7 protein-coding genes are annotated in these 12,637 nt (G+C 48.4%); 5 read left to right on the top strand and 2 right to left on the bottom strand.

Going from position 1 to position 12,637, the window contains the following annotated elements; genetic code table 11:
• Positions 1-225: 225 nt before the first annotated feature.
• Positions 226-1,146, bottom strand: a complete 921-nt coding sequence (locus tag JAO78_RS09625) for a 2-hydroxyacid dehydrogenase (RefSeq protein ID WP_226751133.1) — start codon at positions 1,144-1,146, stop codon at positions 226-228.
• A 231-nt stretch (positions 1,147-1,377) separates the two neighbouring features.
• Between JAO78_RS09625 and olsF the strand changes: the two genes are divergently transcribed.
• The 5 genes from olsF (at position 1,378) to JAO78_RS09600 (ending at position 8,619) form a co-directional block, all read left to right on the top strand.
• Entirely contained in the window at positions 1,378-3,084 is a 1,707-nt protein-coding gene (olsF, locus tag JAO78_RS09620; protein WP_226751132.1) for a bifunctional ornithine lipid synthase OlsF, read from the top strand.
• A 116-nt stretch (positions 3,085-3,200) separates the two neighbouring features.
• The gene (locus JAO78_RS09615) at positions 3,201-4,880 is read left to right on the top strand and encodes a DUF3300 domain-containing protein (RefSeq protein ID WP_226751131.1); all 1,680 of its coding nucleotides are present in this window, start codon (positions 3,201-3,203) and stop codon (positions 4,878-4,880) included.
• A gap of 134 nt (positions 4,881-5,014) precedes the next feature.
• The gene (locus tag JAO78_RS09610) at positions 5,015-5,710 is read left to right on the top strand and encodes an OmpW/AlkL family protein (protein WP_226751130.1); all 696 of its coding nucleotides are present in this window, start codon (positions 5,015-5,017) and stop codon (positions 5,708-5,710) included.
• Between the two features lie 147 nt (positions 5,711-5,857).
• Complete coding sequence (locus JAO78_RS09605) at positions 5,858-7,702, top strand: bifunctional acetyl-CoA hydrolase/transferase family protein/GNAT family N-acetyltransferase (RefSeq protein WP_226751129.1); 1,845 nt, start codon at positions 5,858-5,860, stop codon at positions 7,700-7,702.
• Positions 7,702-8,619: a histone deacetylase family protein gene (locus tag JAO78_RS09600; protein ID WP_226751128.1), complete on the top strand. Its 918-nt coding sequence runs from the start codon at positions 7,702-7,704 to the stop codon at positions 8,617-8,619. The genes JAO78_RS09605 and JAO78_RS09600 overlap by 1 nt, the downstream gene beginning before the upstream one ends.
• Positions 8,620-8,679: 60 nt before the next feature.
• Here the strand turns inward: JAO78_RS09600 and purL are convergent, their stop codons facing one another.
• Positions 8,680-12,570, bottom strand: a complete 3,891-nt coding sequence (gene purL, locus JAO78_RS09595; RefSeq protein ID WP_226751127.1) for a phosphoribosylformylglycinamidine synthase — start codon at positions 12,568-12,570, stop codon at positions 8,680-8,682.
• Between the last annotated feature and the right edge of the window lie 67 nt (positions 12,571-12,637).

Genomic DNA, 12,637 nt, shown 5'->3' with positions numbered 1-12,637 from the left:
AGCCAACTGAATGCTTCAGCTTTGGTAAAAAACGCTGTTAACGCCATAAGGACCACGGCAATAGCGAGTGTGGTAAAGCCAAAACCACGATTGGACGCTTTACTCATAATAAACCTCAAATGACTTCTTCTTATTCTCTATTTCTACTAAGTACTGCAAAATCTCATTAGCAGAATCAGTCTAATAAAGATAATACTACTATTCAAGTCATTATTTTCAGTAGGGTTAATAGCCTTGTTGTAAATCGACTTCATTAACCAACGATTGCCCCTGACAACTGCGTTGGTAGTTTTCCGCAATTTGCGCCACCACGGTCTCCACTTTAGTCACCGCAGAAATATGCGGTGTAATCATAATGGCAGGATGCCGCCAAAACGCATGCTCCGCCACAAGGGGTTCTTGACGGAACACATCTAAACAGGCGGCCGCTAGTTGGCCACTGTCTAACGCGGCGAGCAACGCCTGCTCATCGACGATGGCACCACGCGCCACATTAATCAGAATGGCACCAGGCTTGAGCATGGCAAAAAAGTCAGCATTTAACAGGTTTTCAGTTTGTGCAGTTAAAGGCAATAAACAGATCAGCAAATCCGCTGAACCGACGGCAGCAGCCAATTGCTCGGTACCCGCAAAACAATGAACACCGGCTAATTGTTGTGGGCGGCGCGACCAACCGTTCACTTGATAACCTTGAGCTTTAAAGTGTAATGCCGTGGCCGTACCCAGTTCACCTAAGCCAAGTACACACAATGTGCTTAAACGCCGCGGACTTTTCGGTCGCCACAAGGCTTGTTGCTGTTGTTGCTGAAACAGATCGAGCCTCAAACGGTAATACGCTTCAATGCCCGCCAGATAACTAAGCATTGCCTCGGTTAACGCCGGGTCGACAATCCGAGCCAAAGGTAAACGCGGTAAGCTGGCATCACTGAGGATCCCATCAACACCGGCACCAAAACTTTGCAAAGCTTTAAGATTCGGCAAGCTGGCCACTGAGCCTGTGGGTTGCTTCCATACCACGGCAAACGTCACGTGTTCTGGCTTTGCGATATCGGGCCAAATTTCAATTGGCGTTGTGGGTAAGGCTTGCTGCAAACGTTGCTGTAAATCATCTAGTTTTCTATCGGGAATAATCAGCGCAATACTCAAAACAACCCCTATAATGCTACTTGCTATTAATGCTTTATCTTAGCATAGCACTGTTAAATGGGTCGCTAAGATAGTACTTAAATATCCCCGTTCACTGCGAAAACAGCTACAGCATTTCATATGTTTGCTGTGTCAAAACTGCCACAAAACTGCCACTTATTTGTCATCTGCGATGAGTAGTCTACAAGGATTCGTCTAGATCGCCAGTCTATCTTGCCTTGGGAATAAATCATGCTTAACGTAGAGCAACTATTAGAACAGCACTTCATGTCCGATCAACCAAAGCCCTGGTGGTATCGCCCCGGCAAAATGCTCCTCAGCTATTTATTGCACGAGCGGGAATTCCAAGCTTTTGCCGCTCGCTATCCACATTTACAAGGCATGGAGTTTGTTGAACAAGTATTAGAATACTTTCAGTTTAGCTATAGCGTGCGTGATGATGAGCTAGATCATATCCCTTCGACCGGCCCAGTGTTGCTGATTGCAAATCACCCAATAGGATCGTTAGACGGTTTAGCCCTGTTAAAACTGGTCAGTGGGCTGCGCCCAGATCTGAAAATCATGGCCAACCAACTGCTGATGAGCTTAGCGCCAATGCAAAACTTATTGTTGCCTGTTAATAACCTTAATGGAGGTACAGAACGGCACAAGCTTGAGGCGATTCAACAGCATCTAGCCGCAGCTGGGGCCTTAATAATATTCCCCGCTGGCGAAGTATCACGCTTACGCCCGCAAGGTGTTCGCGATGGTAAATGGCACAGTGGCTTTTTACGCTTAGCCAGCCAGGCTAATGCACCAATAGTCCCACTGCATCTGACCGCACGAAATTCATGGGTTTTTTATGCTGCCTCAGCGTTATACAAACCCCTAGCCAGCATGTTACTGGTAAGAGAGATGTTTAAACAAAAAGGAAAAACCATGGCGGTTCGTATTGGCGAACAAATCCCCTGTAACAGCTTTAGCCAGTTATCATTGCCGGTTCCAGTAAAAGTAAAACTGTTCAAAAAGCAGCTATACCGGCTTGCTACCGATCGCCCCTCACTTTTCATCACGCAAACCGCGATAGCAAGGCCTGAACCAAGAGCAGTATTAAAAAAGGCAATGAGTCAGTGCCAACGGTTGGGTGAAACCCGTGATGGGAAATTAATTTACTTATATCAACATCAACAAAGCTCGCCCATCATGCGGGAAATAGGACGCTTAAGAGAATTAGCTTTTCGAGCTGTCGGGGAAGGCACCGGCCAACGCCGAGATATTGATCGCTTTGACAGCCACTATGCTCATTTACTGTTATGGGATAACGAAGATTTAGAAATTGTAGGCGCTTACCGCTTGGCTGATACTAACAAGGTATTAGCAGAACAAGGGCCAACAGGCTTATATACCCAAACCTTATTTCAGTTTTCTCCGTCCATGCAGCCTTACTTAGCTCAGGGTTTAGAGTTAGGTCGAAGTTTTGTGCAACCACGCTATTGGGGTAAGCGCAGCCTAGAATATTTATGGTATGGCATTGGTGCCTATTTAAAACAAAATCCGCAGGTGCGTTATTTATTTGGCGGCGTGAGTTTGTCAAATAGCTATCCCGTACCGGCCAGAGATTTATTAGTGTATTTCTATGGTTTGTATTTTGGGTCTGCTCTACCAAGCGCTGAAGCGAAACGTCCTTACCCATTAGCGGCGCCAACGGTGCAGCAATTAGCCCAACATTTTACAGGTAACGACTATGCTGCAGACTTTAGCCAATTAAAACATTTACTAGCGAATATGAAAGTCAGTGTACCTACGCTATATAAGCAATACAGTGAGCTTTGCACCCCGGGTGGCACAACGTTTTTAGCTTTTGGCATTGATCCTGAGTTTGCCAATTGTGTTGATGGCTTAGTGTTAGTCGATTTATCCTTAGTAACAGCAACTAAACGCGCTCGATATCTAGACTAGTGCTAAGATTGTTTAAAGTTCAGCCAAGATTCAGCCATCTTCCTTTATAACTTGAGTGTATGCTACACCAACGAGTGTTGTGGGCCAGTTGCCAAACGCAGCACTGAGGAGGAATTATGCAAGTCTATCGAGCTTTGCAATCGGTGTTATTGCTCACCCTGCTATTAGTGAGCACAGGCTGTGCTTCGCAAACGCAAAGTAACAATGCCACTGTGCAAATCAGTGATGCAGAATTTGATCAAATGCTGGCCCCAGTGGCCCTGTATCCCGACAGTGTACTGACGCATGTGCTGATCGCCGCCACCTATCCATTAGAAGTGGTGCAAGCGGCACGTTGGTTAGAACAAAACCCCAACCTTACGGCAGAAATGGCGGTTGAAGCAGCGAGCTTACAAGATTGGGATCCTAGCGTTCAAGCGTTAACGGCCTTTCCTCAATTGCTAAACCGCTTAAATGAAGATCTGCAGTGGACACAGCAACTTGGTGAAGCCTTTTTAACCGACGAAGCAGCCTTATTAGCCAGTATCCAACGTTTACGTGAACGCGCCTATGCGCAAGGTTCACTGCGTAATAGTGAACATGTCATCGTAGAACGTCAGCGTGAGGTGATTGTGATTGAACCGGCGCGGCGCGAAGTGATTTATGTGCCCTACTACGACACCCGCGTTGTCTATGGTAACTGGTGGTGGCCTACCCATCCACCGGTTTATTGGCATGGCCCAGCTGCATACCGCAATCAAGTGAGCTTTTACTGGGGCTCGGGTTTTCAGATCCGGCCATCATTTTATTTCAGCATCTTCGATTGGCAGCATCGCCATGTCGTAGTGCAACATAACTACTATTATGAACCCCCACGCTATTACCCTAAGCGTCAGCATTTCCACCAGGCTCCCCGCTGGCAACATGATCAATACCATCGCCGGGGTGTGTATTATCGTCAACCCCAGATCGTACACCGCAATAACCACTGGCGTGACGAGCGTAAGCATTCTAATCGTCCGAATGTACAGCCTGAACAAAACGTCGGAAGCTTTATCCCTGCCGACAGTCGTTTACGTCAAAGTAATGTAAGACGTGAACAAGAAGCGGCCCGTCAAGCGCAGCGCAGCAATGCGTCGACAACCCGACCGAATGAGCGAGAACGCAACACAGGCCGGATTGCTGAAAAGTGGGCAGAGAATGAGCAACGGACCCAACCGATCACTGCGCCTGTGACCTCTCAGGTAAAAGGCCAGCAAGACAGAGTAGGCTCTGAACGCATACAACCCTTTAATCGCCACAATGAACATCGGATCCAACCGATTGATCGTGCTAACACCGCAATACAACAGCCGCAACCTCGTAGCCGAAATGCATCCGAGCAGCGCATCCAGCCTGTTGCGCGCGCAGAGCAAGAACAACGTATCAAAAGCGTACTAAGTCGCAACGCGCCAGAGCAGCGCGTACAACCAGTTACACAACCCGTGCAACAACAGCGCATATCATCCGTTAATCGCAGTGTGCCAGAACAACGTGTACAGCCTGTAACTCGGCCCGTGCAAGAACAGCGCATGCAACGCAGTACGCCTGAGCAACGTGCACAGCCGGTGATGCGACCAGTGCAAGAACCACGTACACAGCCAGTAACGCGACCGGTACAAGAACAGCGGATCCAATCGTTTAATCGCAGTGCGCCAGAGCAACGCGCGCAACCTGCGACACGGCCAGTACAAGAGCAGCGGATCCGTCAACGCCCAGACGCTAATCAATCTGCGCGCGTCGAGGCAAATACACCTCGTCAACAACAGCAAAATTAGCTGTGGCGCTTTTATTGATTTAAAACAAACTCCACAGCAAAAAGCCTGTCTCCCGACAGGCTTTTTTGATCCAGCCCAAAGTATCTGCAGACTAACCGCGCACAATAGCGACAGTTAATTATCTGGAGAACAACATGAAAGCCATCTTTACCGCAGCAGCCTTAAGTTTAACCGTTTTCAGTGGCACCGCCTTAGCTGATTTTTCTGTCAATGTCGGCGCAATTAGCGTGCAGCCAAACGATAGCAGTAGCCATCTTGATGTTGTAGAAAGCGTTGCCGGTTTACCTGCAGGCTCTACCAGCGTTAAAGTTAATAACAATACCCAACTTGGCTTAACATTCGATTATAAATTTGAAAACAATTGGGCAGTACAACTGATTGCTGCCACCCCATTTACGCATAAAATGAGCGGTGATGGCGCCTTAGATGGTTTAAAGATTGGTAAAACCAAACATTTACCCCCGACGCTATTGGCACAATATCACTTTGATATTGGCAGCGATAACATTCAACCGTTCGTGGGTTTAGGGGTGAATTACACTAACTTTTTTAATACCGAAGCCGATCAACAATTAGTGACAACCTTGGTGGCTTTAGGTGCGGCGAACAATGGTGATGCGGTAACCATCAAACTGAAAAACTCTTGGGGTTTAGCGGCTCAAGCCGGCGTTAATGTGAAGTTCTCCGAAAACTTAGGGCTGCATCTGATGATCAGTAAAATGGACATCGATACCGATGCGCAAGTTCGAGTACAAGGTAATACCATTCAACAAGTGGATGTCAATATTGATCCGTTTGTTGCGATGATTGGCTTACGCTGGACCTTATAATATCTTCAAACGATAAACCTCTCCTGCTGGCGCTTGCCAGCAGGTTCACTAAAGGCTGCAGCCAGCTGCATCCGACCAAAGTTGGGTCTGTTCCCGCTGCACAATCTAGACTACAGTAAGGTCTAGCATTTTCGCTGCGGAGTTCACATGGCGCAAAAAACCATTTCATTGAATTGGCAACAGTTATTAAAATCCGGTAGCCGTATTTTTATTGGCTCGCATGCTGCGGTCCCCACGTTATTAATTGACGACTTAATTGCTAATGCCAAAAGTCTGCACGATATTGAAATTGTGCAATTGGTGACCTTCTCTGACAACCGTTGGGCCTCTCCCGAATTTCAGCATCTGTTCAAAGTAAATACCCTATTTATCGGCGGTCATACTATTCGCCAAGCGGTCGCAGAAGGGCGTGCCGATTATACCCCCTGCTTTATGACCGACATCCCGGCGTTGTTCACGGACGGTATTTTACCTTTAGATGCGGCATTAATTATGGTCAGCCCTGCTGATGAGCACGGTTATCACTCGTTAGGGGTTGCAGTCGATGTCATTTCGGCTGCAGCGAAAGCCGCCAAAATAGTTATCGCGCAAGTTAACCCAGCGATGCCAACAACCTATGGCCAATCCTTTATACATAAAGATGACATTGATGCGTTCTTCTATGCCGAACAAGCCTTACCGGAAATCGAACCTCCCGAATTAGATGCGCGCACCGAGCGGATCGGCCAATATGTATCACTACTGGTCGAAGATGGCGCCACCATCCAAATTGGTGTCGGCAAAATTTGCGCGGCGGTCACACGTTATTTAAGCAATCACAAAGATTTAGGCTTACATACCGAGTTATTAACCGATGGCGCTTTAGATTTGATTAAAAAAGGCGTGATTAATAATCGGCGTAAAACCTTTCACCCGGGCAAAAGCGTCACCAGCTTTTGTATGGGCACAAAAAGGCTATACGACTTTGTCGATAAAAACCCTCATATCGGTTTTTATCCCAGCGAATATGTTAACTCACCGATTAATATTGCCCGCAACGATCGCATGGTATCGATTAACAGCGCGATTGAAGTGGATCTGACCGGTCAGATTGTTTCTGATTCGATTGGCCATATGTTTTACAGTGGCGTCGGTGGGCAGGTCGATTTTAGCCGCGGTGCTTCCATGAGCCAAGGCGGTAAACCGATTATTGCCCTGCCCTCTACCGCGAAAAACGGCACCATTTCGCGCATAGTGCCACATATCAAAGAAGGTGCCGGCGTAGTCACCACCCGTGCGCATGTACATTATGTGGTCACCGAGTTTGGCGTTGCTTCACTGCGCGGTAAAAGTATTCGTGAGCGCGCGCTTGAGTTAATTCGAGTGGCACACCCAAAGTTTCGGAATCAGTTATTAGCCGAAGTTCGCAAAAATTATTGGGTACCGCATTATCAATTACAAACACCGGTCGATGTACCTGAGCTTGGCCCAGTGGGCTTTAAAGAGTTAACCTTTAATGGCGAAAAATTTGATATTCGGCCACTAAACCCGTCTGATGAACGGCGTTTGCAAGAGTTCTTTTATTCGCACACCAAAGAAACGCTGCAAATGCGCTACAACTCTGTGCCAACACAAATGAGCAGAGAAAAATCCTGTACCTTAGTGAGCGTTGATCAATCAAAAGACTTGGCTTTGTGTATTGTGAAACAAAAAGGCTCGGTGGTGGAGATCCAAGCGGTGGGACGTTATTACTTGATCCCAAATGAAAATAGCTGCGAAGTGGCCTTCGTGACTCGCGAAGTATTACAAGGCCGTGGTATGGCTAAACGCTTATTGGCCGAGATGATCAATATTGCAACCAGCCGAGGTCTTAACTCCATGCAGGCTTTTGTTCGTTCTGAAAATAAACCCATGCTAAAAGTGTTTGAAAATGCCGGTTTTGTGCGTTTAAAAAGCGACGATCCCACAGAAGTCTATTTAAAATTAACCATCCCAGGTAAAGGAGAAAACTGATGGCTATTACCATTTTTAGTCATCCCAGCTGTTATTACCATGACAACGGCGTCGAACACCCCGAGTGCGGTGAACGGCTGTCGGCCATTAATGATCAAATCATCCGCTCGGGAATGGAATATGTGGTTATGCAGTTCGATGCCACCCCAGCCAGTCGTGAAAGTTTGTATTTAGCCCATGGTAAACATTATGTGGATGAACTCTTTGCCAAAGCGCCGACCGAGGGGCATATTTGGTTAGATCCTGACACCGTGATGAGCCCGAAAAGCCTTGAAGCCGCCATGCACGCCGCAGGAAGTGGTATCAATGCGGTCGACCGTGTTATGGCGGGCAACAATGAACAAGCATTTTGTGCCGTCCGCCCACCTGGCCATCATGCCACCCGTGAGCAAGCCATGGGCTTTTGTTTAATTAACAATATTGCGGTAGCCGCTGAACATGCACTCAATCACTATGGTTTATCCCGTATAGCCATTGTCGATTTTGATGTCCACCACGGTAATGGTACCGAAGATATTTTCCAGCACGAACCTCGGGTACTGTTTTGCTCCTCTTTTGAACATCCGCTTTATCCTTATACCGGTGCGGATACCGAGAATGATCACATCATCAATTTACCTTTTGCCGGTGGCTGTCGCAGCCAGCAATGGCGCGATCAAGTCTCTGAACATTGGATACCGGCTATTGATGCGTTCGCGCCACAGCTCATTTTAGTGTCTGCGGGTTTCGATGGTCATGCCGAAGATGAAATGGCGCACTTTATGTTGCGCGAAGACGATTACCAGTGGATTGGCAACGAGTTAAAACAACTGGCGGATAAGCATTGCGAAGGCCGCATTGTCGCCATGCTAGAAGGCGGCTATGCACTTAGCGCACTCGGCCGCAGTGTGGTGGCTTTTTTAAAAGGGATGATGTAACGAGCAGCAGAAACAAAAACGCCAGCACGTTTTGCTGGCGTTTTTCCATTTAGCGAAAGGTTAACCTAACCACACTCGCGCATTACGGAACATGCGCATCCATGGGCTATCTTCTTGCCAATCATCCGGGTGCCACGAGTTCGCCACGGTGCGGAATACCCGCTCTGGGTGCGGCATCATAATACTCACGCGGCCATCAGTGGTGGTCAGGGCGGTAATACCGGCTGGTGAACCGTTCGGGTTCGCCGGATATTGCTCTGTTACCTGACCGTAGTTATCGACAAAACGCATCGCCACATTGCCACTTTGATTGGCCGCAGCAAAGGCCGCAGCGCTGGCAAATTCCGCATGGCCTTCACCGTGCGATACCGCGATTGGCATACGAGAACCGGCCATACCGCTAAAGAACAATGACGGGCTTTGCTGCACTTCCACTAAGCTAAAACGTGCTTCAAACCGCTCAGACTTATTACGGACAAAGTGCGGCCAGTGCTCAGCACCGGGGATCAGGCTCTTCAGATTCGACATCATCTGACAACCATTACAGACACCCAAAGCAAACGTTGATTGCCGTTCGAAGAAGGCTTGGAACTGTTCCCGTGCTTGCGCGTTAAACAGAATCGACTTGGCCCAACCTTCACCGGCGCCTAATACGTCACCGTACGAGAAACCGCCACAGGCAGCTAAACCGTTAAAGTCGGCCAACTTAACGCGACCAGCTAAAATATCACTCATGTGCACGTCAACCGCATTAAAGCCGGCGCGGTTAAACGCCGCGGCCATTTCTTGTTGCGAGTTCACGCCCTGCTCACGCAAAATAGCGATCTTCGGTGCAGCACCTTTTAAAATAAAAGGCGCGGCAACATCAACGTTAGCATCAAAGCTTAATTTTACATTTAAGCCCGGATCCTGCTGATCGGCTTTCGCCGCCATTTCTTGCTCAGCGCCAGCTGGGTTATCGCGCAACGCTTGCATCTGATAGGTGGTTTCCGCCCAAATGCGGCGTAAGCGGCTGCGGCTATCGCTAAAGACGGTTTTACCTTGCTGCGTGATCACAAACTCATCGCTGGCACTGACTGCACCCAATAAGTGGCTTAACGGCGCTAAGTTATGCTTGGCTAACACTTGCTGAACATAAGCTAAATCCGCGGTTTTCACCTGAATCACCGCACCGAGCTCTTCGCTGTATAGCGCAGCAAGCGCATCAGCGCCTAATTCACTAATATCCGCTTGCAGACCGGCTTTACCGGCAAAGGCCATCTCGGCCAGCGTAACCAATAAACCACCGTCTGAACGGTCATGATAGGCCAGCAATTTTTGCTCACGGGTTAATTGCTGCATCGCATGGAAGAAATTCAGCAATAACTCTGGACTATCTAAATCCGCCGCTTTATCGCCTAATTGCTTATACACTTGCGCTAAACAAGAACCACCTAAACGGTTGGCTCCTTGGCCCAAATCGACTAACAACAAGCTACTGTCACCCAAGTCAGTGCGAAGCTGTGGCGTGACGGTTTTACGAATATCTTCAACACGAGCAAAAGCGGTAATCACCAACGACAATGGTGCAGTGACGGCTTTTTCTTCACCGTCTTGCTGCCAGCGCGTTTTCATCGACATCGAGTCTTTACCGACCGGAATGGTCACGTTTAATGCTGGGCATAACTCTTCGCCCACAGCCTTAACCGCGGCGTATAAACCGGCATCTTCACCTGGGTGACCGGCCGCGGCCATCCAGTTTGCTGATAATTTAATCCGGTTTAAATCGCCAATATCCGTGGCTGCGATATTGGTAATGGCTTCTGCTACCGCTAAACGGGCAGAGGCAGCAAAATCAAGCAATGCCACTGGCGTACGCTCACCCATTGCCATCGCTTCACCGTGATAAGTATCATAGCTTGCTGCGGTAACTGCGCAGTTAGCCACCGGCACTTGCCATGGGCCAACCATCTGATCACGTGCCACCAAGCCGGTTACCGTGCGATCGCCAATGGTCACTAAGAAGGTTTTCTCGGCAATGGTAGGTAAACGCAGTAAACGCTCGGCGGCATCGGCAATAGTAATGGCACTGCGATCGAGCGGTTTGCCAACGGCTTGCAAGCTTTGCACTTCACGGTGCATTTTCGGTGCTTTACCCAGTAACACATTTAACGGCAAGTCGATTGGCGTATTACCAAAATACTGATCGCTTAAGGTTAAATGCTTATCTGCAGTGGCTTCACCGACTACCGCATAAGGTGCGCGCTCGCGCTTACAAATCTCTTCAAACACCGCGAGTTTGTCAGCCGGAATGGCCATCACGTAGCGCTCTTGCGACTCATTACACCAAATTTGTAATGGCGACATACTCAGTTCGTCGTTCGGTACGTTACGCAGTTCAAACTTACCGCCCACACCACCATCGCTCACTAATTCAGGGAAAGCATTAGATAAACCACCGGCACCCACATCGTGGATAAAGCAAATAGGGTTATCGGCGCCCAACTGCCAGCAGCGGTCGATCACCTCTTGGCAACGACGTTCAATTTCTGGGTTTTCGCGCTGTACGGAAGCAAAATCTAAATCTTCGTTCGATTGCCCTGAGGCCATTGATGAAGCCGCACTGCCGCCTAAACCAATGTTCATAGCCGGGCCACCTAGCACTACCAGTTTAGAACCTGGTGCTAAATCGCCTTTTTGTACATGGTCTTCGCGGATATTACCTAAACCACCGGCAATCATGATTGGCTTGTGATAACCACGCACTTCTAAACCGTTATGGCTGTGTACTTGCTCTTCATAAGTACGGAAATAACCGTTGATCGCTGGGCGACCAAATTCGTTATTAAAGGCTGCGCCACCCAGTGGCCCTTCCAGCATGATGTCAAGTGCACTAACAATACGGTTTGGCTTACCAAAATCGGTTTCCCAAGGCTGTTCAAAGCCAGGGATACGCAAGTTAGATACCGAGAAACCCACTAAGCCCGCTTTGGGTTTTGAGCCGACACCGGTAGCACCTTCATCACGAATTTCGCCACCCGAACCCGTTGCCGCGCCTGGGTAAGGAGAGATTGCCGTTGGGTGGTTATGCGTTTCAACCTTCATCAAAATATGGATCGGTTCATGGTGATACTGGTATTCATTACTACCCGCTTGCGGGAAGAAGCGCCCCGCTTCAGAACCGACCATCACTGCCGCGTTATCTTTGTAAGCCGATAACACGAAATCTGGCGAATGCTCGAAAGTATTCTTAATCATTTTAAACAGTGATTTAGGCTGGGCTACGCCGTCGATAGTCCAATCAGCGTTAAAAATTTTGTGCCGGCAATGCTCTGAGTTAGCCTGAGCAAACATATACAGCTCAATGTCGTTCGGGTTTCGGCCTAATTGCTGAAAGTTAGTGACCAGATAGTCAATTTCATCTTCCGCCAGCGCTAAACCCATTTGCTGATTGGCTAGCACTAATGCTTCGCGACCACCGGCTAAAATATCAACTGAACTCAGCTCTGCTGGCGCAGCTTTAGCAAACAATGCTTCTGCCTGCTGCAGCTGAGTAAACACCGTCTCCATCATCCGATCATGCAATAAGGCTTGCACCTGCGTTAACTGCGTTGCAGTTAAGTCCTCAGCTAGGAGATAATACGCCACGCCGCGCTCAAGGCGTTTAACCTGCGGTAAGTTACAGTTATGGGCAATATCAGTCGCTTTTGATGACCATGGCGAAATGGTACCCGGCCGCGGCGTAACGAGTAACAACAGACCGGTCGGTTGATGACTGGTGACCGTGGGGCCGTAACTCAATAATTTATCTAATGTGTCCTGTTGCTCTGCACTTAACGGTGCAGCAAGATCAGCAAAATGCATATATTCAGCATAAATTCCGCTTACCGGTAAATTTTGCTGGGCACAAAGATCGAGTAACTTTTGAATTCTGAATTCGGACAGTGCAGGCGCACCACGCAGGATCAACATAGGCTTATTTCCGTTGGTTGAACGACAGTGGAACCTAGGGCGTTTACACCCTAAAAGGCGGCATATT

Origin of the sequence: Alishewanella maricola, from assembly GCF_016343785.1 — a bacterium.
GTDB lineage: Bacteria > Pseudomonadota > Gammaproteobacteria > Enterobacterales > Alteromonadaceae > Alishewanella > Alishewanella maricola.
The sequence above is the reverse complement of the archived record's forward strand: the minus strand, read 5'-3'. Positions and strand labels throughout refer to the sequence as shown.

What these genes read in the sequence shown, in the direction of transcription:
- JAO78_RS09615 (WP_226751131.1), top strand. Translation starts at nt 3,201, where the DNA reads ATGCAAGTCTATCGAGCTTTGCAATCGGTGTTATTGCTCACCCTGCTA.
- JAO78_RS09600 (WP_226751128.1), top strand. Translation starts at nt 7,702, where the DNA reads ATGGCTATTACCATTTTTAGTCATCCCAGCTGTTATTACCATGACAAC.
- olsF (WP_226751132.1), top strand. Translation starts at nt 1,378, where the DNA reads ATGCTTAACGTAGAGCAACTATTAGAACAGCACTTCATGTCCGATCAA.
- JAO78_RS09610 (WP_226751130.1), top strand. Translation starts at nt 5,015, where the DNA reads ATGAAAGCCATCTTTACCGCAGCAGCCTTAAGTTTAACCGTTTTCAGT.
- purL (WP_226751127.1), bottom strand. Translation starts at nt 12,570, where the DNA reads ATGTTGATCCTGCGTGGTGCGCCTGCACTGTCCGAATTCAGAATTCAA.
- JAO78_RS09605 (WP_226751129.1), top strand. Translation starts at nt 5,858, where the DNA reads ATGGCGCAAAAAACCATTTCATTGAATTGGCAACAGTTATTAAAATCC.